Here is a 23,473-nt window from a genome sequence, read left to right on the forward strand (position 1 = left end):
CCACTATTAATAGTGGTGGTTTTCATCTAATAACTGATTTGGTTGTTTACTCTATATTAAAACCAGCGCTCAGTTACAACTTTTTTACGTGTATAGAATTGAACGCCATCTGTACCATTTGTACCTAAATCACCAAAGAATGAAGCTTTATTTCCTGCAAATGCGAAGAATGCCATTGGTGCTGGAACGTTTACGTTTACACCAATCATACCAGCATCGATGTTATCACGGAATGTTTGTGCATGTTTACCATTTGACGTATAAATAACCGCACCATTTGCAAATTTAGATTGATTTGTTAGTTTAATACCTTCTTCTAAATCTTTAACACGTACAATACTTAATACTGGAGCAAAAATTTCATCTTGCCAAATTTTCATTTCTTGATTCACGCCATCAAAGATTGTCGCACCTACAAAGTAACCTTCTCCAACTTCTTCATTAATTTTACGGCCATCTACTAATAAAGTTGCCCCATCTGCTACACCGCTATTAATATAGCCTAAAACGCGCTCTTTATGAGATTCACGGATTAATGGTCCAACATAGTTATCTTCGTTAAAGCCATCGCCTACTTTTAATTTTTTCGTTTCTGCTACTAATACATCAATAAATTCATCAGCAATTTCATCCACTACTGCTACTACTGAGCATGCCATGCAGCGCTCTCCACTACTTGCAAATGCAGATCCAATTACACCTTGTACTGTTTTCTCAAGATTGCAATCTGGCATTACAATCGCATGGTTTTTCGCACCTGCTAACGCTTGTACACGTTTTCCGTGTTTCGTACCTGTTTCATATACGTAACGAGCTACCGGCTCAGAGCCAACGAACGAAACAGCCTGAATATCTTTATTTTCTAAAATGCTATTTACAACATCTTTTCCGCCTTGCACTAAATTTAATACGCCTTTTGGGAAACCTGCTTCATAGAATAATTCTACAAGTCGCTCCGCTAAAAGTGGCGTTCTTTCAGATGTTTTTAATACGAATGTATTACCGCAAGCAATTGCAAGTGGGAACATCCATAACGGAATCATCATCGGGAAGTTAAACGGTGTAATGCCAGCAACAACTCCGATTGGGTAGCGCCAAATCGATCCATCAATTCCGCTAGCGATATTCGGAAGTGCTTGACCCATCATTAAATTTGGCGTAGATGTTGCAAGTTCTACCGCTTCAATACCACGCTGTACTTCACCTGTTGCATCCGTTAGCGTCTTACCATTTTCTAGCGTAATGATTTTTGCAAGCTCATCTTTGTTTTCTTGTAATAGCTGTAAATATTTATATAAATTTCTTGAACGATTTGGAACTGGTACTTTAGACCATGTTTCGAATGCTGCTTTTGCCGCTTCAACAGCTTTTTCAACATCTTCTTTTGGAGATAATGGAACGTAAGCGATAATTTTTCCAGTCGCTGGATTTGGAACTGCTTCTACTTCCGTACCTGTCGATTCAACCCACTCACCGTTAATGTGATTTTTTACTCGTTTAATTTCAGTTGTAATCATTGTATTCTCTCCTTTGTATAATTTATTTTTGATTAGAAATTAATTGCTCGCTAACTTTCTTATATAAAGCAGCCATATCATTTTCACCATATCCAGCTTGACTCGCTTCGTCATATACGTTTAATAACATTTCGCTTACCGGTAAATGGAGTTCGCTTTCCTTAGCTAAGTCAACTGCAAATCCTAAATCTTTCTTCAATAAGTTCACAGTAAATCCTGGCTCGTAGTTTTCAGGTGCTATAAAACTTTTATAATTACGTTCATAAATTCTACTTTGACCGTAACTTACATTTAAAATATCAAACATTTTATCTAAATCCATATTGTTCTTTTTCGCTAATGTTAAAGCTTCACTCACACCAGCTGTATAAAAACCAATTAATAAGTTATTAATTAACTTAACAGTTGTACCACTATCAATCTGCTCACTAACGTGGAAAATGTTCGCGCCTAGTACGCCCATGATAGATTCCGTTTTCTCATATACGTCTTTTGATCCACCAACCATAAACGTTAATGTACGGTTTTCGGCTCCGATTACACCACCGCTCACAGGTGCTGCTAAAAAGTCTACTTTCTTTTCCTTTGCAGCTTCCTCTAACTGTTTATTTAACTGCGGCGATACCGTACTTGTATCAATGAAAACTACATTCGAGTGACCATTTTCAAATAATCCTTCTGCTCCAAAATATACCGCTTCAACAGCGCGAGGTGAAGGTAAACTTGTAAAAACTACATCACATGTTTCTGCTAGTTTTGAGATTGATAGACCGATAATTCCGCCTTCTTTTTCAAAGGACGCTTCCGCCTCTTTATTTAAGTCCACGCCATATACTGTGTAACCTGATTTAACTAGATTTTTTGACATTGGAAGGCCCATGTTACCTAAACCGATAAAACCAATCTTTTTCATATCGCTTTCCTCCTATTTACACAATATATTTCCCGCGATTTATAATAGCTTTCGCAATTTCTCTCTTCTTCGTAAATACGTTCGTGTATAAAGGCACTAATAATTGACGGATTCCAGCTAAAATCACATGTCTATCTTGTTCTTCTGTGACAGCTGCTGAAAGTACAGAAATCGTCGCTTCTTCTACTTTACGGTATCCTTCTTCACAAATAACATCCGTTATTAATTGCTTCGTACGTTCTTTTTCCTCACCATTTTTACGTACCGCTTTTCTCGTACGTAAAAATGCTGATTCCATGACGTACACGTCCGTCAACATATTTGAAATTACACGTGAATATTCTTGTTCTTGGTCAATTTTTAGGCCTGGAGTTTTAGAGAGCGTTTTCAAAGATTGTTTCAACAATTTTTTCGCTAATAAAATGTAACGATGGTTTCTTTCTACATTTGCTACATCACTTTCTACTTCAGTATCTTCTAATTGTTCGATTTGCTTCATTAGCATTTTAGCAACTGTTAATCTATTAATTTCGTTCGTTCCTTCAAAAATACGACTAATTCTAGCATCACGATATAATCGTTCTACCTCATACTCTTGCATATAACCGTAACCACCATGAATTTGTACAGCTTCATCTACGATATAAGCAAGTGTTTCAGAAGCATTTACTTTATTTAGTGCACATTCAATTGCAAATTGGGACATTTTCTTCATAAGATCTTCATCGCTCTCATGAATTGCTTCATCGATTACACCTGCCGTACGATAAGCTGCACTTTCGGCTCCATATGTAGCAATGATCATATTTGCAATTTTCTCTTGAATCATCGTAAAGTCTACTAATTCCGTTTGGAACTGTTTTCGCTCTTTTCCATATTGAACCGACAAACCAATTGCTTGTTTTGCTGTTCCAATATTTCCAAAAGCAAGTTTAAGTCTAGCAAAGTTAAGAATATTAAGGGCTACGTGATGCCCTTTCCCAACTTCCCCTAAAACATTTTCAACAGGGATGACAACATCTTCTAAAATAAGAGTCGCTGTTGAAGAACCTTTAATCCCCATTTTCTTTTCTTCTAATCCAATAGATACACCTTCACATGTTCTTTCGACAATAAACGCTGTCATTCCTTTATTTGTCTTCGCAAAAACAACGTATACATCTGCCATATGAGCATTTGTAATCCATTGCTTCTCACCATTTAACTTCCAAGCTGTTCCCTCTTCATTCAATACGGCGCTTGTTTTTGCACTTAATGCATCCGAACCAGCATTTGGCTCTGTTAAAGCATAAGCCCCAATCCATTCTCCCGATGCGATTTTCGGTAAATATTTTTCTTTTTGCTCTTTCGTTCCATAATATATGTAAGGCAATGTACCGACACCAGCGTGTATATTAAAAGAAACGCTAAACGCACCAGCGTAACCCATTTTCTCTGCTACAAGACCTGAGACAGCCTTTCCTAACTCGAACCCGCCATAATCTTCTGGTACCTCAATGCCTAATAATCCAAGTTCCCCAGCTTTCTCAAATAATTGACGAGAAACTTTATAGTTATGTTGTTCAATATTCTCCATTTGTGGAACAATTTCTTGTTTAACGAATTGTTCTGTCGTTTTTGCGATTAAATCTTCATCACCTGAAAAATCTTCTGGTGTAAAGTAAGTATGATTTATATCTTTATTAAGTGAAAAAAATTCATCCCATGGTAACTTCGTTTTCTCCATATGTATCCCCCTATCATTCGGCTTTCATAGCTTTTTGCTTATGCTCGTCTACGATGAGTGGAATATCTTTTTTGAAAATAGAAGGCGATGATTTTTCACATCAAGCATTTTATTTTGCCAAAGATGTATTTTCATCGCCTTCGCTGCTTTATCTATTGATCTTCTGATAATACTGTTTTTGCAATACCAGTATCTAACTCTTCAAAGTCATGATATGAAATTGTTTCGTATAATTCACTTCTCGTTTGCATATTAGAAAGTGCATCTTTTTGAGAACCTGTTTCTTTAATTAAAGCAAACACATTTTCATACGCTTTCGCTGCAACGCGAAGTGAAGTTACAGGATAAATAACCATTTGGAAACCCATATTCGCAAATTCCTCTGCACTATAATATGGAGTTTTTCCGAATTCAGTCATATTCGCAAGCAAAGGTGCATTTACCTTACTATTAAATAGACGGAATTCTTCCTCTGATTGAAGCGCTTCAGGGAAAATTGCGTCTGCACCTGCTTTTACATATGCATTTGCTCTTTCAATTGCTTCATCTAATCCTTCAACGCCACGAGCATCAGTACGTGCTACAATGTATAAGCTCGGTGCAACTTCTTTAATCGCTTTAATTTTTTGAACCAATTCTTCTGTAGTAACAAGTTTCTTACCATTTAAATGTCCACATTTTTTGGGTAATTGCTGATCTTCAATTTGGACAGCTGCTACTTTCACTTCCACCATTTCTACAGCTGTTCTCGCCACATTTAGTACACCACCAAATCCTGTATCAATGTCAACAAGAACAGGTAAGTCTGTAGCTCTTACTAAATCTCTTGCTCTCTCAGCCACTTCAGTAGACGTCACGATACCTAAATCTGGTAAGCCTTTACTTGCAGTATAAGCAGCTCCTGATAAATAAAGAGCTGAAAAACCTGTATTTTTCGCAACAAGAGCTGCCATTGCATCATGAGCACCTGGAATTTGCAAAATTTCATTTGCTTCTACTAAAGCTCGGAATCGATTCGCAAGCTCCTCTTGTGTTGACTGCTTTTTCACAACCCAAGCCATTCTAAATTCCCCCCTATTATTAAATTAAGAATAGATCTACAAATTCGTTTACATTCATATTTTCTAGTTTTTCTTCATTTAAACAAACTTCATGAATTTGTTCTTGTTGCTTACTAGAATAATGACCTGCCATATTTGCAGTGAATTTTTGAACAACTTTTGGAATTGCTTCGTCTCTACGGAAGCGGTGACCAAGCGGATATTCACATTCCACATTTTCTGTTACTGTGCCATCTTTAAAGTGAACTTGAACAGCGTTGGCGATTGAGCGCTTGTTCGGGTCAAGGTAATCTAAACTGTACTGTTTGTTTTCAACAACAACCATCTTATTACGTAATTCATCTACACGTGGATCGTTTGCTACTGCATCTTCATAATCGTCTGCAACGATATCTCCTTTTAATAAACCAATTGCCGTAATGTATTGTAAGCAATGATCACGATCAGCTGGGTTATTTAATGGACCTTCTTTATCAATAATACGAATTGCTGATTCATGAGTTGTAATTGTAATACGGTCAATTTCATCTAATCTCTCTTTAATTTCCGGATGCAACTTCACTGCACATTCTGCAGCCGTTTGTGCATGGAATTCTGCTGGATATGACACTTTAAATAATACATTTTCCATTACATATGACTCTAGTGGTCTTGCTAATTTTAATTCTTGTTTATTGAATAATACATCTTGGAATCCCCATCCTGGCGCAGATAATGCTGTTGGATAACCCATTTCACCTTTTAGAGCAGTCATTGCAAGATGAACACCGCGGCTCGTTGCGTCACCTGCAGCCCATGATTTACGTGAGCCCGTATTTGGAGCATGACGATATGTACGAAGACTAGAATTATCAATCCACGCATGTGATAATGCATTAAAGATTTCTTCACGTGTTCCGCCAAGCATTTTCGCAACTACTGCAGTTGTTGCTACTTTTACATATAATACATGGTCAAGACCAACTCTGTTTAAGCTGTTTTCTAAAGCAAGCACGCCTTGAATTTCATGTGCTTTAATCATCATTTCTAATACTTCACGTACTTTTAAAGCTTCTTTTCCTTCTGAAATACGAACACGGCTAATATAATCTGCAACTGCTAAAATTCCGCCTAGGTTATCAGATGGATGTCCCCACTCTGCTGCAAGCCAAGTATCGTTATAGTCTAACCAACGGATCATACATCCGATATTAAATGCACCTTTTACTGGATCTAGTACATAAGACGTACCTGGTACACGTGTACCATTTGGCACGATTGTTCCTGGCACAACTGGTCCTAGTAATTTCGTACATTCTGGATATTGCAGTGCTAAAATTCCACATCCAAGTGTATCAAGTAATACGTAACGAGCTGTACTGAATGCTTCTGCACTAGTAACCTCTTTATTTAATACATAATCGGTAATCTCTTCTAATAATGCATCTTTTTGCTTAATTTCATTTGTTTTAATCATGCTATTCTTCCCTTTCTGTCGAAAATTCGTTATTATTAATGATGGGTGTCGGTCAAACACCCATCTGGCGGGCGGCGCTAACAACTCCCCAGTTGTTCTTATTTACTAAGTACATGTCGCTCGCCAATATAATTTACACGAGGACGGAACAAACGATTATTTGCATGTTGCTCAATAACGTGCGCACATAACCCCACTGTTCTAGAGCTAAAGAAGATTGGTGTGTAAAGTTGAATTGGAATACCTAGCATCCAATATACTGGAGCTGCATAATAATCAAGATTTGGATAAATTCCTTTTTCTTTTTCCATAATCTTTTCTCCAGCTTCACACATTTCATATAGTGTATAATCACCTTTTACATCACATAACTGTTTTAAAGCTTCCTTCATCATAAGTGCTCTTGGATCCATCTTCTTCATATAAACACGGTGTCCAAAGCCCATAATTTTTTCTTTGTTATATAGTTTCTTCTGTAATAACTCTTCAAATTTCTCAACATTACCAGCTTCTAAAAGCATGTACATAACCGCTTCATTTGCACCGCCATGTAAACTTCCTTTTAAAGATGCAACTGCACCTGTTAAAGCACCGTATAAATCTGATTGTGTTGATGCAATAACGCGAGCTGTAAATGTAGAGTTTGGCATTTCATGCTCACTATATAAAACAAGGGAACGATCAAAGATCTTTTCCTCAAGTTCAGTTGGTTTTTTACCAGTTAACATATAGAAGAAATTCGCACTATAAGATAATTCTTTAAGAGGTTCAATTGGCTCCTCATTATTTAAAATATGATAGCTATTCGCTACAATGTTTGGCACTTTACTTAACAGCTTGTACCCTCGGCTTTTATTCACTTCTAACGAGCGGTTTTCGATATCATTATCGTAACCAGCTAACGCTGACACACCTGTACGTAATCCATCCATGGGATGCGTCTCTTTAGGCAATGCCTTTAGTACGTTGAATACACCTTCTGGTACTGCATATTCTTCTTTTAATTTCTTTTCAAGTGTTACTTTTTCATCTTCATTCGGTAGGTGTTCCTCCAATAAAAGGTGCACAATGTCTAAATACTCTTTTGTTTTTGAGAGTTCGATTAAGTCATACCCTTGAATTACAATTTCACCTTTTACTGTGTCAAGAAACGAGATTTTCGTCTCCGCTGCCACTATACCATCTAATCCCGGGGAAAATTTCTCTTCAGCTTTCATCATTATTTCCTCCAATCCTAATAGATCTTCGTGCACATAACTGTAAGCCTTTACAATACTGTGAAACTACATTTCTATTTCAATGTATCAGAGTTTTTAGAAGATTTCAATTTATTTTATAATGATAAGTTTCCTACACTTTTCTTACTGTAACAATACAATTTTTTGAAAATAATTCTTATATTTTATAAAGAAAGGATAGACTTCTTTGCGTATTTTCAAAAACAAGATATAAAGATTTTTCATATAACACCGCCAAATATACAATTATTCTAATTTTATTTGAGAAATAGAAAAAACGAGCTGTACATAAATACAGCTCGTTACTATATGATATTTATTTCACTATCTCTTAAATATAATTTTTATATAAAACTTATTCATTTTTAATAAAGTTATTATTTTACATAATTAAATTGAATTTCTTCCATTTCCTCATGATAACTTACAAATAAATCATAGTTTTGAAAATACCAAAGATCATCAGAATCTACAAAAAATATAATACCTTCCTTCTCAACTGACACTATTTCGCCATCGGGTTTCTCAGCAACAACCCCTAAAGAATATCCGGGCTGAATTGAACTATCCCCTCCGTACCTTACAGTAAAACGTACAGATTCACCGTGCTTTATACGTAATTCTTCCTGGAACCATTGCAGAGCTTTACGATCAATTGAAATTCTCATCTTTATTCCTCCAGTTTACGCAAACTCTTTTTTTCCTAATCGTTGTTTTACAAAGAAGACGAAAATAATTAAGGCTATCAATGCTGAAATTGCACTCCCTGAAAATAAAATACGATAACCAAACATTTGTGAAACAACTCCAAGTAAAATAGCACCTAACCCGATTCCTAAATCAAACGCTGTAAAAAATGAAGCATTTGCAACTCCTCTTTTACTCGGATCGACAATTGTAAGCATTGCCGCTTGCAAAGCTGGCTGCGCTGAACCAAATCCAATACCGTATAATGTTGCTGCGATAATTACACCTATCAAACCATTTGAGATAGTTAAAACAACTATAGCTAAAATAGTAATACATAATGCTGGAAGTATGATGAATACTTCTCCATACTTATCTAATAGTTTCCCTGAAATTGGTCTTACAATTGTTAATGCAATTGCATATACAAGAAAGAAAGTTCCCGGGTTTACATGAATTGATGATGCAAATAACGGTAAAAAGGTTGTTATTCCTCCATATGCAAACGATAAAAAGAATACTACAATCGTGATTGTTAATACGGATTTCTCAAATAGCTGAATTTTCCCTTTTTCTTTTTGTGGCGTAAATGGGATCTTCGTTATTAATGATAATACAACTGCCATAAAAGATAACAACGTCGCTAATAAAAATAGACCATCAAATGAATAATTTTGCACAACCCATAATCCAATCATAGGTCCAATCGCCATTGCAATTGTCATCGCCATCCCATACCAACCCATACCTTCACCGCGGCGTGAATCTGGAATAATATCCGTTATTGCTGTTCCAACAGCTGTTGTAGAAACAGCCCATGTTACTCCGTGAATAACACGTAAAACAGCTAAAAGGACAATAGTCGATGCTATATTATAGGAGTACATCGTTAAGCCAAAAAAGATGAGTCCGAAAATAATAAAGGATCTTCTACCATATTGATCTAACATTCCTCCAATAATCGGTCGTATTACAACAGCAGCTATTGTAAACATCCCCATCATAAGTCCAACTTGCGATTCATTGCCACCTATCTCTTTAATAAAGAGCGGGAGCGTTGGAACAAGTAAATAAAATCCTGTAAATAAAAATAACATTGCGAAAGTCATTTGAATAAATGATTTCGTCCATAATCGTTCCATAAAAATACCTCCATACACTCGTAAAATATTACGATTAACACCCTCATTGTACATTTTATTGATCTCTTTTCCCTCCGCAAATAGACGTATCTTTTCATATTAAATAGTCCACCATTAGCTTACATTAGTCTTAAGACTTTGTACGCATATTTTAAACGAAAGTCCTATATATGTACCTTTATACGTGTGAAAAGAATATACTAATTTATTATCACAACTTAGGAGTGATTATTTTATGTGGGTATTATCATCAAGAGTAACTGTCGCGGTTCCTTCGATACCCGAAATACATGCCCCCGCCGTTCATACAGCAAGTTCCGATGTCGGCATTGAACTTCCAGCAATTTGGCAACAATACCAATCACCAGGTCAAGCTACCCCTTCATTTTGGCATCATGGTGCCCATCCAAGTAGCACTACCTTTTATCATCCTAGCCACGCTCCACTACCTCAGGCTCAAGTCTTTTATCATTTCCCATCAATTTATTTTCAAAATTTTTATGGTACGTTTAACATTTAAAACACATCATTTCATAGCTACTACATTTAAACGAAAAAAGCACTTAAGATTGTAATTTTCACAAATCTTAAGTGCTTTTTAATATTTTTTATAAATTTTTCTTATTGCCCATTATTAGCAGGGGGCTCTCCTGCATTACCGCCAGTCTCTGGTTGTGTGGTCGCTGGTGGAGTTGTATTTCCTTGACCTCCTCCATTATTTGCCGGAGGTGTCGTATTTCCTTGACCTCCTCCGTTATTTGCTGGAGGTGTCGTATTTCCTTGACCTCCTCCATTATTTGCTGGAGGTGTCGTATTTCCTTGACCTCCTCCATTATTTGCTGGAGGTGTCGTATTTCCTTGACCTCCTCCGTTATTTGCTGGAGGTGTCGTTCCTTGGCCATTTCCATTATTTTGTTCTTCTTGTTTCTTTTGCTCTTCTAGTTTCTTTTGTTCTTCTTGCTTCTTAAGTTCCTCTTGTTTCTTTTGTTCTTCTTGTTTTTTCAGTTCTTCTTGTTTCTTTAATTCTTCTTGCTTTTTCTCTTCTTCAGTTTTTTGCTGTTGATCTTGTTTTGGTTGCTCCGTTGTATCCGGTACGCTAGTATTTGGCGATGAATCACGTTTTTCACCTTTTATACGTAGCTCACTACCTTCTTGAATAACACTACTTGGCATTTTAAAGCGTGATTTATCTGTAGCCATTTCGCTCATCATTTCTTTAAAGATCAACTGTGCAATTTTCGTATTCTTACTACTAATATACTCGTCTTTACCATCTTTCATATACCCAGTCCATACTGCCATCGTATATTGCGGTGTATATCCAGCGAACCAACTATCACGAGTTGCACTTTCTGGAATTTTATATTGAGCTAATTGCTTTGATGAATAGTTTGTCGTACCCGTTTTACCAGCTACATCTAAGGAGCCTACATTTGCCGATGTACCAGTACCAGATGTAACTACAGAACGAAGCATATCAGTAATCATGTATGCGGTAGAATCTGTCATAACTTGTTTTGGTTTTTGTCCAAAACTTTGTGACTTACCGTCTGGATAAACGACTTTCTTAACAAAATGTGGTTTCGTATATTTACCTTCATTACCAAATGCCGCATAAGCACCCGCTATTTCAGTTGGCGATACTTCATTTGTACCAATCGCTGTCGATTCTGTCGGTGCTGTATTAAATGTAATACCTAGTTTCTCAGAGAATTCTTTCGATTTACTAATCCCTACTTCTTTTGCAGTTTTAATTGCAGGAATATTACGCGACATTTTTAATGCTTCACGCATTGTAATTGGACCCATATGACTTCTATCTGCATTTCGTACTTCTTGTCCCGTTGAATACTTAAATGGAGAGTCATCAATTTGATGGTACGTAGCCCATTTTAAATATTCAATTGCAGGAGCGTAGTCGAAAATCGGCTTCATCGTTGAACCAGCTGCACGATCTAATTCAATTGCCATATTATGCCCTTTAAATACAGCTTTATTTTCTCCACGGCCACTACCTATAGCACGAACTTCTCCTGTTTTCGTATCCATAAATGTGAATGCACCTTGGAATTTATCGTTCGGATAATCAATGATATTATTATTTAAAATATTATCAGCAAGTTTCTGTGCTTTCGGATCTAACGTTGTATAAATTTCTAAACCGTCAGAACCGATATTAGCATCTGGTAATTCTTTTTCTACTTCTTTCACAACTGCATCCATAAATGCAGGGTATGGCATTGTTTGTAGTTGAGTTGCAGGCTTGAGTCCCTTTTCTACGTCAACTTTTATTGCTTCTTCCATTTCCTGTTTTGTTATATATCCATGTCGGTTCATTAAACTTAGAACAACATTTCTTCTTTCTGTTGCTTTTTGAACATTTTCTTTTTTCGTTGGATCATAGTTATTCGGTGCTTTCGGTAAACCTGCAAGCATCGCAACTTCTGGTAATGTTAAGTCCTTCAATTCTTTACCATAGTAGTTTTGTGCTGCTGTTGCGATCCCATATGAACGGTTTCCTAAGTTAATTTTATTTAAGTACATCTCTAATATTTCATGTTTTGAATACTGTTGTTCTAGCTTATAAGCTAAATATATTTCTTGCGCCTTACGCTTTGGTGTTTTGTCCATTGATAAGAAGTAGTTTTTAATAACTTGCTGTGTTATCGTACTCCCACCTTGAGAACCATAATCCCCTTTAAGACTTACTAGAACAGCACGGGCAGTACCTTTAAAATCTACTCCGCTATGCTCATAAAAACGTGAATCTTCTGTCGCTAAAAATGCATTTTCTACTAATTTAGGTATTTGCTCATACGTAACATTCGTCCTTTTTTCTTTTCCATATTCATATACCAAATCCCCGTTTTTATCATAAATTTTTGAGGATAACGGATTAACAAGTTTTGCTTTCTCAAGTTTTGGTGCATCCTTAATCATTACGAAAAAGGTAGCAACCCCCGCCACTAAACCAACAATACCAAGTAATAAACAAGTAATTAAAAACTTGCGAAAGAATGATGTTTTACCTTTTGGTTTTTGTGTTTTAGAAGCTGGCTGTTTTTTCTTTTTAACTTGTCGTCGTTCCTCTCGAGAACGATAATTTTCTGACATGTTACTTTCTCCTGCCTTTCAATTCTCCCGTTGATTTACTTAAAAATATTGAGGTCACTTTCTAAAATGAATTTGATTAAGAAAGTATATTGACCTGGAGCATTCAATATTTTCCTAATTCACAGATTATAAATTTTAGAATACTTCTTATACAAACTATTTTCACTTCTATTTTTCCTAATAACGCTGCCCCTTTAAGCATAGAATGTAGAAAGTGAATTTTTAATACCTCGTATAAATAATATACCTTTTTTTCAAATGGTCAATATTTTCTTATTTATAAATCAAAGGTGAAATAAAAATAGCACAACGATATGTACTTCGTGTGAACTTCCTTATAATTACGTATAACAAACATTTAATATATTGCATATAAGTATAATACCTCTTAAATTATAAGGATTTCAACATCACAACCTCAACATCTACAAGAAATTATTAAAAATGAAAAGTGAGGAGTTGTGTAATGATGAAGCTATCTCCCGTAATTTCAAAAAATATAGTTGCTGTTGGCTACAATCCTTTTTCTATGATTTTGCGAATCCAATTAAAGAATGGTATGTACGATTTCTTTAATGTACCAGAAAGTATTTATACTGGCCTATTACATGCACAATCTAAAAGTTATTATCATAATACTTACATTAAAAATTCTTTCCGCCACACAAAAATCTAAACTTAACACCCACTAAAAAAGAAAGGAGGTTAATCCTCCTTCCTTTTAAAAACATTTTGCAGATGAATTATCTTCGATTCCTCTTATTAATTTCATCATATGCTTGAATTTGTTTTTTCAAACGCCGATCAGCTTTTTTATCATGCACTACAAGAATTGCATGTATAACCCCTGGAACCCAAAATATTAATGTTAATATAAAATTTATGATTGCCTGAATTGGTTTTCCACAAAATAATACAGCAACAGGTGGAAGAAGAATTGCTAATAAATACATCATCCCTTGAAAACTCCTTATTTTTTATTTTATATATCACTTTTCAAAATATACGCAAAGAAATCTTATGATGTTGGCATTACATAAATTTTCATTAAGTATATATAACATCTCTTACTTTATATATTCTATCTATACGCAAAAAAACCTACTACCATTTTATTCTTAACCTACCTCTAAAATCAATGTATCTCCTTCTATTTAAATAAGTATTTCAGACTTTTTATTGTTTTCTAGCCTATTTTCTTCCTCTATTGCAGTTACTCCAATTGCAGAAATTAACGTTCCTATCGCTTGTATCCAAATACCAATGAGTGCAATGATTCTCTCATCCTTCTTATCAAAAATACTATCTTCATTTTCTCTCTCATCTTTCAATACATTTGAAACACCTTGATACGCTTGTAATCCAGCCCCTAAACTTTGCATGGAGTTACCCAGTATAATAATTTTCTGTAATACATTTATATCCAACAAAGCTGCTTCTACTCCTAAAAAAGCACCGATCGATTGTAAACTGTTCCCTGTAATGATAAGATAATCATTTTCTTTCAATTGTTCATTTATATTAAAATATGTTCCTATTACATTTGATATATTGCCTAATGCTAATAACTCAATTCCTATTTGATCAAGTAATTTACTTTGATTCTCTAAGCCTATATTTTGATTTTCTCTTTTTTCTTCCCCATCATCATAATTGCTCGCAATGATTTGTAATATATATCCGAGGGCTTGTAATGAGCTTCCTACAATAACAAGATCCGATTCAACTTTCTCTTCTCCAATAAATCCTCTTGTCGTTCCAATAGCAGCTGTAAGATTCCCTCCCACTTGAAACCATGCCCCTGTCACTTTTAAACTGCTTGGATTCATTTTTATCACCTATTTAAATATTTTCTAAAGCTTTCAAAACAAACAAATCTCACCCTTAATCTTTTATTTTATTTTTTAGATGTAATTTTGTGAATGATATAATGTGCTACTAATATAAAAGCACCTTAAAGGTGCTTTTTATATGCATGCTGGGCATGTCAATGAATCTCCATTTTTATCTATTGTTATATTCAATATATATTCAATTGCTTTATGTGACCAAGTTTCAGGTGTAGGCGATTCATTTATATATTGTGGCGCACATGACTTCAGCATTGGAGTACTAATACTCCCTCCAGGATCTAAAGCAACTACAGCCATGCCATGGGGTAATTCCAGGGCCATAGATTTAGTGATACCTTCAATAGCAAATTTCGAGGCACAATATGGCGCAAGCTCAGCCTCACCTTCTCTCCCCCAACTAGAACTCATATTAATGATAATTCCTTCTTTCCTAGCTACCATCGCTGGAACAAATGCTCTTATTACATTTACTACACCATTCACGTTTACATTCATTACATTTTCGAATTCTTGAGCCGTAATTTTCCAAAGTTGTGCATTTTGATTTACAATCGATGCATTATTTATTATCATATCGGGAGCTGTATGTGTATTAAGTATATAATTTGCCCAATTGTTAACTTGCTGAGAATCTGAAACATCAATTACTTGGAAATCATGTATTTTACTGTACTGCTTTTTTAGTTCTTCAATTTTATCTTTTGAACGTCCACAACCATATATGTTCCACCCTAATTCATGAAATCGATCAACCATCGCACGCCCTAACCCTTGTGTCACGCCTGTAATAATTACAGATTTACTAATTTCTTTTCGCTTCATTTCTCTCATCCTCCTTCCCTATATCTTACTCTCTTCATTTTTATTCAGCGATTTACTATAGTATCAACTCAACTCATACTTTAGTAATGGTTTTGATATTGTATACATAAACCAAAAAAGTAACCATCATGGTTACTTTTTGCTATATATCTAAAAATTCATTGTTTATTTCATTATTGTTTTTACATTTCAACTTCTCTTTTCCACATTTCTCACACTGGTAAATATAAACTACACCTAATGTCCCTTTTTTAAAATTCTCATTATCCTGCATCTTAATAAAAATATATTTATGTTTACAATGCGATTCACCCAAATAATTTTTAAACCACTTTTTCAACACAACACATTCCACCTTTATGATAGAACCTTTATTTAGCTGCTTTATTACATACTTTTATTTAAATGTTCAATCTCATCTTGCAACTTTTTAAATTGCTCAAAATGCATGGTAATAGATTGGCTACTACCATAATCAACATTTTGTTTCACTAATATAACACCCGTATCATGAAAAAGCGCTTCAAGTTCTTTCCTAATAGACACTTTCGCAATATGAGCTGTTTTAATTGCAGATAAAATTGCAATTTCATTAAACTTTAATTTTATTTCATTTGGACAAAATGCGTCTTCAACTAATATAACTTCATTACTATAAATTAGTGCAACAAGATTACTTGATTTGGCATCTGTTAAATCAACTTTTTTCATAATATCTTTCATTACATTTTGCCTCCTTTATTTTCATATATATCAATTATACAAATTTTTTTAAAAAATTACTCAACTTTATTATATTAATTTTAACACACTTTTATTGAAATCCATGCTCCAAACGTTTTACTATTCCACAATTTTTATTATATGAACCATCTGGACTATAACTCCATATAGTAATGTTAACAACTTATTATAAAGCAGGTGAAAATTATGCCATCAGTTGTAGGAAATTTAGTTGTACAAAATAGTAATGGATCATTTAACTTAGGTGATTTCTACAACGTTTCTCCGAAAGAAAATACGAAAGCTTATAATGGTTCCGGCGCATCAAACGTTGGTTTTGTTGTTAATACTTTTAGCGGTGTTAGCGCGACCAATACATTTGATTCTGACCTTGCAGATCAAAACCAAGTGGGTACAGCCTAATCTTATGTTCAACTTTTTGTATAGAAAATTTTAATTTGTCTATACTATAATCAGGCTGTTTGACAGCTCTTATCGATTTTGGAGTACCCTATCTTTTTCTCCCTTTCCCTGGGGCTCAGCAGCTAGCACAAAGCTAGCTGCTTTTTCTTATATTATTTGTCTCATAAATCAGAAATAAAAAAAGCTGCCATTTAATATTCAGCTTCTTTTACATTATTTCAATAATATCCATAGCGTTAAATACGTAAGTTTTATAAAAGGCGTCTGTACAAATTACAATTTGTTTTACCGGATTGATATGTACAACAGTCATGTAGCTTGTTAATATGTAACCATCTTCAAAATATGTTACCAATATTTCTTTCTCAGACAGTAATGACGTTAATAATTTATCAGAAATCCTCTCTTTTGCTTCATTTGTTAAAAGCGGTTTTTGTACTTTTAATTTCTCTCCAATAATCTTTCTCATATTTAAAAGTTGTTCGGACATTACTGTAAACGGAACCCACTCTCTTTCTTCTTTTTGTATCTTTACATCGTTCATTTTTTATCTCCTTGATCATTTATACATTTATTTATTCATGCTATCCCTTAGTTATTTTTAATACTTACTAAACTCGAATTTACTTCTAAACTATAATTAGGTTACCTCTTAAAAGAACATTCGTTCTTATTATACACGAACTTACGTTCCTTTGAGAAGAGCTATACTTATTATTTCTTAACAAAAAACATAATTTTATTTATCTCCATATTTTTTCCTTTATCAAATAAACTTTTCATTTCTTATATAAAATGCATATAAAAACTAAAAGGCGACTTCACACAAAGTGAAATCGCCTTTTTCTAAAAAATATTCAAAGCTTATTTTTCTATCCTAACTAATGTTCTTTCTGGAATACATAATTCATCTATATTAAAATGATTTATTTTTAATTTCAATTCCCCTACTCGTTCCTTATCTTCATCACCAACCCAACAACTGAATAATTCAAAATAGTCTCCATCTTCCAAATAACCTTCCATAATCTTGCATAAAGTTAAAAGTTTTTCTTTCGCTTCTTTTTTTTCCTTTACGTTTTGCCACTCGACAAGTTCAATTCCCCAACTAGTTGAAACCTCATATATGTAATTTTTTTGGAATTGATACTCTTGTACAATTTCAAGCATACTTTCATCTGCAAAACATGGTCCAAAAACAATTACATCATTAGAATCGGGCTCCGTTAACGGAATTTCTACATTACAGCCTATGTAACTTGCTAAACTCATTTTATACTCCTCCAATATTCGTATAAAAAATACTTCATAGTATATTTATTTACTCAAATATAAAATCCCTGCCTAAACAAAAAAGTTTTAAATTTTTTCGTTTATTAACCATCTATAACTGAACACATATACTATGATGAACGAACTCACAAAGCATAAGAAAAGAGAGCATTTACAACACTCTCTTTTCTTACATACTCTATGGAACTTTACAAAACTGAATCAGTGATTTTTATTATTATATTTCATTACATATACTTAGGTTGTACTATTATATGTAACTCTCTCTCTGTATCCGCTTTTTTCGGATGACGAAAATAATTAAGTTCGTACTTTAACACTTTATACTCAACAATTCCGATTTTAATCCCTTTCGTTTCTTTTAATATAGCTAATAAATCACTTATATTTTCATCATTTGACTCAAAAATTTTCGCTCCGCCCTCTCCTTGAAAGATTACTTTCATATATTCTCCCCACCTTAATTTATTGATGTGGTAAATGATGCGTTTAAAACGATTCATTCTTTATCCTAAAATTTTCACAACAAAAAGAGCATCCTTTCCAATCGAATGCTCAGCTTTTTACTAATTATCCATGTTAAATATTTATTCAAAAACATTATATGTATTATTTTTTAAATTATGTTCGATATTCATTATTAAAGAGTAAATATATGTAATAAACTTGCATAATGAAAAGCGTAGAATATCCACTTTCGTTGAAATAATTATAAACCATAATTTTCCATTGTAATTCTTAATATTTAAATGTAATATTGTATTGTCTTACTATCTATTTATAACTCACACACTAATTAGAAAAGGGAACTCTATATGAGTTCCCTTTTCTAATTATGATTACAGTCATTATTTCTTTTCTAGAAATTTAAATGTATCTTTAAATTCTTTATTATTCACTTTAATATCAGCATCTTTCAATAAATCATTGACTACTTGTTGTTTCCATTTACCTGTCGTATCTTGTAGTCTTTGTTGTTCTATATCTTTACGAATTTTATCCTTTACTTCATCAAATGGCTTCAATTCTTTTTTATCCGTCACTTTAATAATATGGTAACCGTAAGTTGTTTTAACCGGATCACTTACTTGGCCTGCATCTAATTTATACGCAGCTTCCTCAAATTCTTTCACTGTTTGCCCAGGAGCAAAACCAGATATTTCCCCGCCCTGTTCCTTTGAACCAGTATCCTCTGAATACTGTTTTGCTAAGGCAGCAAAATCTTCACCATTATTTACTTTCTCCTTTATTTCTTTAGCCGTTTTTTCATCTTTCACTAAAATGTGACTTACTTTCATTTCTGGTTTATAGTTATTTTTCACATCTTTATCTGTAACTGTTGCTTTAATCGCTTTCTCAAATGCAATTTCTGGCTTCATTTTTTCTTTTAATTCATCTTCGTTTTTCAACCCAAGTTGTTCTAAAGTCGATTTAAAGTTCTCACCCATTTTATCTTTTGCTTCTTCTACTTTCTTTTTTGCTTCCTCATCTGAAACTTTATATTTATCTAACAATGCCTTACTTAACATCATTTGATATAAAGTACTTTCTCCATATTGTTGTCGTAATTCTTTACTTAATTCTTTCTCTGTAACATTCCCTACTTTTGATGTTACTACGTTGTCTGAGGAACCACATGCAGATAATGCTAGCATCACGCATGAAATAATTGTTCCAATAAATATTTTTTTCTTTTTCAATTCAAATACCTCACTTTTATCATTATGCAAATTAACTATACACAGTCATTGTGAAAACAGTGTGTTTTCTACATGTAATTCATTTCATATGAGTAGACTATGTATCATGTATTTTCATTTTTAAACGTAAAGAGTCTTCTTACTATTATGTATAGTAAGAAGACTCTTTACATACTCCTTAAAAACAATACTGCCGCTATAGTTACTTAATAATTACATGTTTTTCAGGTATCCAACTATTCTGCCCGATATCTACCGCATTTCCCACTCTACCCCACACTCGAAAAGATGTCGATCCATCTATATCCCCTTTATAATTCATACATTCAGGCTCTTCATAATAATTTACTCCGTAACCGACAGGATATTTCGAAGTTGCATAAAACCATTTCACATTAAAATGTTTTAAATATGCCCACTGCTTATCGTTCCCTAAACAAATCATATCTTGCTCACCGCCTCCCCAATAACCTGTTAAGATTAAATATGGAATTTTCTGAGTGAGTGCACCTGTAAATTGAGGGGTCATGGGAGTTTCATATAAATTTATTCCGTGTCCATCAGGATATTTCGAAACTGCAATACCAATGCCATTCGGTTGCTGTGTATACACTATGTTAGATTGATTTGCTTTGTTGGAATCTATAAACCAAGAAAGTGACTTATTTCCTACTAATCGATTCAGATCACATTTCCCAATACCAGGAACATTCCCTGAATCCGTATATTGCCACATATCGCATGGATATGCTGGCTTATTCCCTCCATAACGAGGGATCCATATGAAATCAGCTTCAATATTACATGCTCCAAATGATAAATACGTGTGATGCCCTACGTATAATCCTACTTTTTCCACACCTAAACGGCGTAATTCATCAATAAATGCCTGTGTCCCGCCTTGCATATCTACCATCGTTTGAACTTCTATGTCCGCTACCCAAAACTTAGCAGATTGATCACCACGATTCCAAAAATCTTGTGCCTCTTTCTTTGCATCAGCAATAGATATAAAACGGCAAAAAGCATAATTACCGAATGGGATACTATGCTTTTTCATTTCACTAACATAATTTTGATACATAAAATCCACCGTATTAGAGCCATCTTGAACTCTAGCAATCACTAAATCTAACTGAGATGCTGCAATATCCCAATTAATAGTTCCATTCCATTTTGAAATATCTACAATATACCCCATACATTTCAGCTCCTCTTGAATGTCTTATTCATAGCTTGTTTTATTGTAAGCCTCCTCTCTCTAAAACTAGCTATCTATAATATAAATAAAAAGAATCTTTACTGTTTTTCAAAATATATTCTCTTTCAGAAATATTTCTATCAACTTTAACATGTATGCCACATAAAACATTCGAAATATACCCTACTATTCATTTGTTATGTAATCTCGTCCTATCAATCCAGGTATCAATCATTTTTACGGATATTAGAAAACATCCCCCTACATTATTAAATTAAAACTTCCAAACTTAACGCATGCACTAAAATAATATAATTACCACCAACAGGAATAAGCGGCCCAACTGTAACAGTTGGATCAGCACCTATTGAATTTTTTAATTCATTAAAATATGTGATCCACGGTGGCGAAAGCTGAGCTTGTACATTTTCTTCCACTATTTTATACTACCTCCTTATACCATTCTTACTAACATAATATGTAACAAACAAAAAAATGCATTAGTTATATTAACCATTTCCGTATTTATTGATTATATTAATTAAACATTTTATTTCCCATTCTCAATTTCCCCTTTACATCTTTAAGCACTTTTACTACTATAAAATTCTTTATTATAAGCAAATCCACTGAAATTTCATATTATACTAATACGACTCTATATCCATTAAATTATAATACTCAATATTAGGAGCTGATTTCATGGAAAAAAAACCTATCGTGTTCAAAATCCCACCAAATTCAAAGCTAAAAATTACATTTTTCGGTCCTTGTAACGAAGTAATTACAAATGTGTCTATAATTAATCAACTATGCACCCCTAAATGTCAAACTATCACGCAATACCCAGACTTTAAGAAATATGTAACGGAAGTACGATCGCTATCCCGTTGTTAGTCCGCATAATGCACGATTTTCACAACTTTATTACCTAAAATAACCGAGAAAGAAAATAACTGCATTCCTAGACTAAAATTACTCATGTTATGATATTCCATTGATAATTCATTGATTTTTTACACGTTTTTATGAAAAGAACATATATTATCGTATGGAGATTATCCACTCATAAAACCTATCTTTCTTTGGAGCGTACTTTTTATGTATGCTCTTTTTTTATGTAACCGTCCCCCTTCTAAATTGACCAACAATATATTAAAATTCTTTATATACTCAAGGAGGTCAAATATGTTCAAGTTGCATCCAATACTACTCATCTTAGGATTGATTTTGTTTTTATATAGTGTAATCGCCTTTATGCTATTCTTTTCAGTGTATTAGCATTCCCTACACAAATCTATGTTCAATATATAATTTCTATATAGTAAAGAAAAAACATAATGATACGATCTTTTATGTATTCCGTCTTTCTTGTTCTATAAGAAAACTAGTAAACTTACTAACAATGCGTTTTTACAAGCATGTTACTTATTATTCTGTTTATTATCTGAAGAAGGTTGAAGCCCCTACAAATTAAACTACGCTTTACCTATTTACTTATATATTTTAGAAAAACAATAATAATCCCTTACCATTTGGTAAGGGGATTAACTAAACCTACTAAAAAACATTTAATGATCAGTTTTATTTAGTTGGAGAAGGAAATCTTGCTGCTTCAAAATGTGCACCATCTTCTAAAGGACTTAAAACTCCATCTATACTACTTTGTGCATAAATCTCAACTTCATCCCCTGCATTCAGTTGAACAATCGTCGAAACACTTACGACATTTCCAAAACTTATTGGACCAAAAAAGTCATTATCTATAGCTATCGCTGCGTTTCCATTCACACGAATTTCTACACGCGCTCTATAATTTAAAGTTGGATCGTTTGGAAAGAAACCAATCGTTCCAATAATAGAATATACACCTTTAGTCTTCGGCATAAAAATAGATGTTGCTGGATTATACTCATTCGCTAAATCAAATTGTTCATTTTGAAATAACACTTTCACAAAAGTATTAGCAGGAACATTTTGATTCACAGTATTTCTAGCTCTAAATGCGGATGCTCTAACAAGATTGTCCTTGTTATCATGGCACTTACTAGTGTTCTTACAACAATCATGATGCTTCTTTTTATACTCCTTACAATACTTACAGTAGTAATAACAAGACATACTAATTCCCCTTTCAAACTTATTACTACATATTATGTAAGATTGATTTATAAGGTTTGGACTAGCTATTTTTATTATTCATAAGGGCGCTATTAACCTGCACCCTTATTTATATACACCACTTCATTCCTTACTAGTTATAAGTTGTATACAGTTCCATATGGAATAGTAAGAAAAGAACTTCCGTACGGTGTAACATGATGTACTGGGTAAAAATACTCTACGGATGAATAATACGGTTGTACACCTTGCTGCTGCATTTGCAATTGTTGTTGCATTTGCAATGCTTGTTGAATAGCTTGGACTGTACTTTGTGCTCCACTATACGTTATAGATGTACCATACGCTGGTCGCATACCAGTTTCAGAATTAAAATATGAATAAAACATGATTTTCAGCTCCCTTCCCGTATAAGTTATTACAAATTATATTATGATTCTTTATTTCAGTGGGTACTATAAAGCTAGTCCACTCGCTTATATT

26 protein-coding genes are annotated in these 23,473 nt (G+C 33.8%); 4 read left to right on the forward strand and 22 right to left on the reverse strand.

What is annotated here, in order from left to right:
• Positions 1–56 precede the first annotated feature (56 nt).
• The 8 genes from MKY38_RS10705 to MKY38_RS10740 all read right to left on the reverse strand — a co-directional run bounded on the left by MKY38_RS10705 (position 57) and on the right by MKY38_RS10740 (position 9,740).
• Positions 57–1,517, reverse strand: coding sequence for a CoA-acylating methylmalonate-semialdehyde dehydrogenase (locus tag MKY38_RS10705; protein WP_000633344.1), 1,461 nt, complete (start codon positions 1,515–1,517; stop codon positions 57–59).
• 22 nt (positions 1,518–1,539) lie between these two features.
• Positions 1,540–2,430: an NAD(P)-dependent oxidoreductase gene (locus tag MKY38_RS10710; protein WP_000719409.1), complete on the reverse strand. Its 891-nt coding sequence runs from the start codon at positions 2,428–2,430 to the stop codon at positions 1,540–1,542.
• Positions 2,431–2,446: 16 nt separating this feature from the next.
• The gene (locus tag MKY38_RS10715) at positions 2,447–4,156 is read right to left on the reverse strand and encodes an acyl-CoA dehydrogenase family protein (protein WP_098376360.1); all 1,710 of its coding nucleotides are present in this window, start codon (positions 4,154–4,156) and stop codon (positions 2,447–2,449) included.
• Positions 4,157–4,308: 152 nt separating this feature from the next.
• Positions 4,309–5,217 carry a methylisocitrate lyase gene (gene prpB / locus MKY38_RS10720; RefSeq protein ID WP_098376361.1) on the reverse strand — a complete coding sequence of 303 codons (909 nt, stop codon included), beginning with the start codon at positions 5,215–5,217 and terminating at the stop codon, positions 4,309–4,311.
• 19 nt (positions 5,218–5,236) lie between these two features.
• A complete protein-coding gene (prpD, locus tag MKY38_RS10725; RefSeq protein ID WP_000598123.1) occupies positions 5,237–6,673 on the reverse strand; it encodes a 2-methylcitrate dehydratase in 1,437 nt (478 codons plus the stop codon).
• 98 nt (positions 6,674–6,771) lie between these two features.
• A complete protein-coding gene (gene mmgD / locus MKY38_RS10730; RefSeq protein ID WP_002041090.1) occupies positions 6,772–7,893 on the reverse strand; it encodes a citrate synthase in 1,122 nt (373 codons plus the stop codon).
• A 395-nt stretch (positions 7,894–8,288) separates the two neighbouring features.
• Positions 8,289–8,579, reverse strand: a complete 291-nt coding sequence (locus MKY38_RS10735; RefSeq protein WP_001222842.1) for a HesB/YadR/YfhF family protein — start codon at positions 8,577–8,579, stop codon at positions 8,289–8,291.
• A 15-nt stretch (positions 8,580–8,594) separates the two neighbouring features.
• The gene (locus MKY38_RS10740) at positions 8,595–9,740 is read right to left on the reverse strand and encodes an MFS transporter (protein WP_000440662.1); all 1,146 of its coding nucleotides are present in this window, start codon (positions 9,738–9,740) and stop codon (positions 8,595–8,597) included.
• 235 nt (positions 9,741–9,975) lie between these two features.
• Between MKY38_RS10740 and MKY38_RS10745 the strand changes: the two genes are divergently transcribed.
• The gene (locus tag MKY38_RS10745) at positions 9,976–10,260 is read left to right on the forward strand and encodes a hypothetical protein (protein WP_000270101.1); all 285 of its coding nucleotides are present in this window, start codon (positions 9,976–9,978) and stop codon (positions 10,258–10,260) included.
• A gap of 101 nt (positions 10,261–10,361) precedes the next feature.
• Here the strand turns inward: MKY38_RS10745 and MKY38_RS10750 are convergent, their stop codons facing one another.
• Entirely contained in the window at positions 10,362–12,854 is a 2,493-nt protein-coding gene (locus tag MKY38_RS10750) for a PBP1A family penicillin-binding protein (protein ID WP_046392670.1), read from the reverse strand.
• Between the two features lie 466 nt (positions 12,855–13,320).
• Here MKY38_RS10750 and MKY38_RS10755 point away from each other — a divergent pair, with 466 nt between their 5' ends.
• Complete coding sequence (locus tag MKY38_RS10755; protein ID WP_000977081.1) at positions 13,321–13,530, forward strand: KTSC domain-containing protein; 210 nt, start codon at positions 13,321–13,323, stop codon at positions 13,528–13,530.
• Between the two features lie 67 nt (positions 13,531–13,597).
• On the opposite strand, the gene MKY38_RS10760 is transcribed toward MKY38_RS10755, so the two are convergent.
• The 5 genes from MKY38_RS10760 to MKY38_RS10780 form a co-directional block, all read right to left on the reverse strand.
• Entirely contained in the window at positions 13,598–13,810 is a 213-nt protein-coding gene (locus MKY38_RS10760) for a YqaE/Pmp3 family membrane protein (protein WP_000990233.1), read from the reverse strand.
• 198 nt (positions 13,811–14,008) lie between these two features.
• Positions 14,009–14,683 (reverse strand): DUF6944 family repetitive protein, encoded by a 675-nt coding sequence (locus MKY38_RS10765; RefSeq protein WP_001070038.1) that lies wholly within the window; start codon positions 14,681–14,683, stop codon positions 14,009–14,011.
• A 138-nt stretch (positions 14,684–14,821) separates the two neighbouring features.
• Positions 14,822–15,529 (reverse strand): SDR family oxidoreductase, encoded by a 708-nt coding sequence (locus MKY38_RS10770; RefSeq protein WP_000823062.1) that lies wholly within the window; start codon positions 15,527–15,529, stop codon positions 14,822–14,824.
• Positions 15,530–15,671: 142 nt separating this feature from the next.
• Positions 15,672–15,872, reverse strand: coding sequence for a hypothetical protein (locus MKY38_RS10775; RefSeq protein ID WP_000915146.1), 201 nt, complete (start codon positions 15,870–15,872; stop codon positions 15,672–15,674).
• Positions 15,873–15,916: 44 nt separating this feature from the next.
• The gene (locus MKY38_RS10780) at positions 15,917–16,252 is read right to left on the reverse strand and encodes a hypothetical protein (protein WP_000651907.1); all 336 of its coding nucleotides are present in this window, start codon (positions 16,250–16,252) and stop codon (positions 15,917–15,919) included.
• 207 nt (positions 16,253–16,459) lie between these two features.
• Between MKY38_RS10780 and gerPF the strand changes: the two genes are divergently transcribed.
• A complete protein-coding gene (gene gerPF, locus MKY38_RS10785) occupies positions 16,460–16,675 on the forward strand; it encodes a spore germination protein GerPF (protein ID WP_001141569.1) in 216 nt (71 codons plus the stop codon).
• 208 nt (positions 16,676–16,883) lie between these two features.
• Here gerPF and MKY38_RS10790 read toward each other — a convergent pair whose 3' ends face one another.
• The 6 genes from MKY38_RS10790 to MKY38_RS10815 form a co-directional block, all read right to left on the reverse strand.
• The gene (locus MKY38_RS10790; protein WP_002024004.1) at positions 16,884–17,219 is read right to left on the reverse strand and encodes a YolD-like family protein; all 336 of its coding nucleotides are present in this window, start codon (positions 17,217–17,219) and stop codon (positions 16,884–16,886) included.
• Between the two features lie 320 nt (positions 17,220–17,539).
• Positions 17,540–17,947: a hypothetical protein gene (locus tag MKY38_RS10795; protein ID WP_006925988.1), complete on the reverse strand. Its 408-nt coding sequence runs from the start codon at positions 17,945–17,947 to the stop codon at positions 17,540–17,542.
• 248 nt (positions 17,948–18,195) lie between these two features.
• On the reverse strand, positions 18,196–18,414 hold the full coding sequence (locus tag MKY38_RS10800) for a hypothetical protein (protein ID WP_341048966.1): 219 nt from the start codon (positions 18,412–18,414) through the stop codon (positions 18,196–18,198).
• 402 nt (positions 18,415–18,816) lie between these two features.
• Positions 18,817–19,668, reverse strand: a complete 852-nt coding sequence (locus tag MKY38_RS10805; RefSeq protein ID WP_000727348.1) for a peptidylprolyl isomerase PrsA — start codon at positions 19,666–19,668, stop codon at positions 18,817–18,819.
• A gap of 202 nt (positions 19,669–19,870) precedes the next feature.
• Positions 19,871–20,869 (reverse strand): glycoside hydrolase family 25 protein, encoded by a 999-nt coding sequence (locus MKY38_RS10810; protein ID WP_046392669.1) that lies wholly within the window; start codon positions 20,867–20,869, stop codon positions 19,871–19,873.
• Between the two features lie 269 nt (positions 20,870–21,138).
• Positions 21,139–21,306, reverse strand: coding sequence for a hypothetical protein (locus MKY38_RS10815; RefSeq protein WP_000392277.1), 168 nt, complete (start codon positions 21,304–21,306; stop codon positions 21,139–21,141).
• Positions 21,307–21,571: 265 nt separating this feature from the next.
• Between MKY38_RS10815 and MKY38_RS10820 the strand changes: the two genes are divergently transcribed.
• Complete coding sequence (locus tag MKY38_RS10820) at positions 21,572–21,766, forward strand: hypothetical protein (RefSeq protein ID WP_000412555.1); 195 nt, start codon at positions 21,572–21,574, stop codon at positions 21,764–21,766.
• A 687-nt stretch (positions 21,767–22,453) separates the two neighbouring features.
• Here the strand turns inward: MKY38_RS10820 and MKY38_RS10825 are convergent.
• Positions 22,454–22,990 carry a C1q-like domain-containing protein gene (locus MKY38_RS10825; protein WP_044307442.1) on the reverse strand — a complete coding sequence of 179 codons (537 nt, stop codon included), beginning with the start codon at positions 22,988–22,990 and terminating at the stop codon, positions 22,454–22,456.
• Between the two features lie 137 nt (positions 22,991–23,127).
• Positions 23,128–23,379 (reverse strand): DUF3947 family protein, encoded by a 252-nt coding sequence (locus MKY38_RS10830; RefSeq protein WP_000500095.1) that lies wholly within the window; start codon positions 23,377–23,379, stop codon positions 23,128–23,130.
• Between the last annotated feature and the right edge of the window lie 94 nt (positions 23,380–23,473).

Origin of the sequence: Bacillus sp. FSL R5-0585, assembly GCF_038004545.1 — a bacterium.
Classification (GTDB): Bacteria; Bacillota; Bacilli; order Bacillales; family Bacillaceae_G; genus Bacillus_A; species Bacillus_A cereus.

Excerpts from the sequence above, each read along its gene's own strand:
- MKY38_RS10750 (WP_046392670.1), bottom strand. The coding sequence starts at position 12,854 with ATGTCAGAAAATTATCGTTCTCGAGAGGAACGACGACAAGTTAAAAAG.
- MKY38_RS10710 (WP_000719409.1), bottom strand. The coding sequence starts at position 2,430 with ATGAAAAAGATTGGTTTTATCGGTTTAGGTAACATGGGCCTTCCAATG.
- MKY38_RS10820 (WP_000412555.1), top strand. The coding sequence starts at position 21,572 with ATGGAAAAAAAACCTATCGTGTTCAAAATCCCACCAAATTCAAAGCTA.
- MKY38_RS10705 (WP_000633344.1), bottom strand. The coding sequence starts at position 1,517 with ATGATTACAACTGAAATTAAACGAGTAAAAAATCACATTAACGGTGAG.
- MKY38_RS10830 (WP_000500095.1), bottom strand. The coding sequence starts at position 23,379 with ATGTTTTATTCATATTTTAATTCTGAAACTGGTATGCGACCAGCGTAT.
- MKY38_RS10825 (WP_044307442.1), bottom strand. The coding sequence starts at position 22,990 with ATGTCTTGTTATTACTACTGTAAGTATTGTAAGGAGTATAAAAAGAAG.
- MKY38_RS10795 (WP_006925988.1), bottom strand. The coding sequence starts at position 17,947 with ATGAGTTTAGCAAGTTACATAGGCTGTAATGTAGAAATTCCGTTAACG.
- MKY38_RS10810 (WP_046392669.1), bottom strand. The coding sequence starts at position 20,869 with ATGGGGTATATTGTAGATATTTCAAAATGGAATGGAACTATTAATTGG.
- prpB (WP_098376361.1), bottom strand. The coding sequence starts at position 5,217 with ATGGCTTGGGTTGTGAAAAAGCAGTCAACACAAGAGGAGCTTGCGAAT.
- gerPF (WP_001141569.1), top strand. The coding sequence starts at position 16,460 with ATGCCATCAGTTGTAGGAAATTTAGTTGTACAAAATAGTAATGGATCA.
- MKY38_RS10760 (WP_000990233.1), bottom strand. The coding sequence starts at position 13,810 with ATGATGTATTTATTAGCAATTCTTCTTCCACCTGTTGCTGTATTATTT.
- MKY38_RS10800 (WP_341048966.1), bottom strand. The coding sequence starts at position 18,414 with ATGAAAGTAATCTTTCAAGGAGAGGGCGGAGCGAAAATTTTTGAGTCA.
- MKY38_RS10770 (WP_000823062.1), bottom strand. The coding sequence starts at position 15,529 with ATGAAGCGAAAAGAAATTAGTAAATCTGTAATTATTACAGGCGTGACA.
- MKY38_RS10780 (WP_000651907.1), bottom strand. The coding sequence starts at position 16,252 with ATGAAAGATATTATGAAAAAAGTTGATTTAACAGATGCCAAATCAAGT.
- MKY38_RS10755 (WP_000977081.1), top strand. The coding sequence starts at position 13,321 with ATGATGAAGCTATCTCCCGTAATTTCAAAAAATATAGTTGCTGTTGGC.
- MKY38_RS10715 (WP_098376360.1), bottom strand. The coding sequence starts at position 4,156 with ATGGAGAAAACGAAGTTACCATGGGATGAATTTTTTTCACTTAATAAA.
- prpD (WP_000598123.1), bottom strand. The coding sequence starts at position 6,673 with ATGATTAAAACAAATGAAATTAAGCAAAAAGATGCATTATTAGAAGAG.
- MKY38_RS10745 (WP_000270101.1), top strand. The coding sequence starts at position 9,976 with ATGTGGGTATTATCATCAAGAGTAACTGTCGCGGTTCCTTCGATACCC.
- MKY38_RS10740 (WP_000440662.1), bottom strand. The coding sequence starts at position 9,740 with ATGGAACGATTATGGACGAAATCATTTATTCAAATGACTTTCGCAATG.
- MKY38_RS10765 (WP_001070038.1), bottom strand. The coding sequence starts at position 14,683 with ATGAATCCAAGCAGTTTAAAAGTGACAGGGGCATGGTTTCAAGTGGGA.
- mmgD (WP_002041090.1), bottom strand. The coding sequence starts at position 7,893 with ATGATGAAAGCTGAAGAGAAATTTTCCCCGGGATTAGATGGTATAGTG.
- MKY38_RS10790 (WP_002024004.1), bottom strand. The coding sequence starts at position 17,219 with ATGAACGATGTAAAGATACAAAAAGAAGAAAGAGAGTGGGTTCCGTTT.
- MKY38_RS10735 (WP_001222842.1), bottom strand. The coding sequence starts at position 8,579 with ATGAGAATTTCAATTGATCGTAAAGCTCTGCAATGGTTCCAGGAAGAA.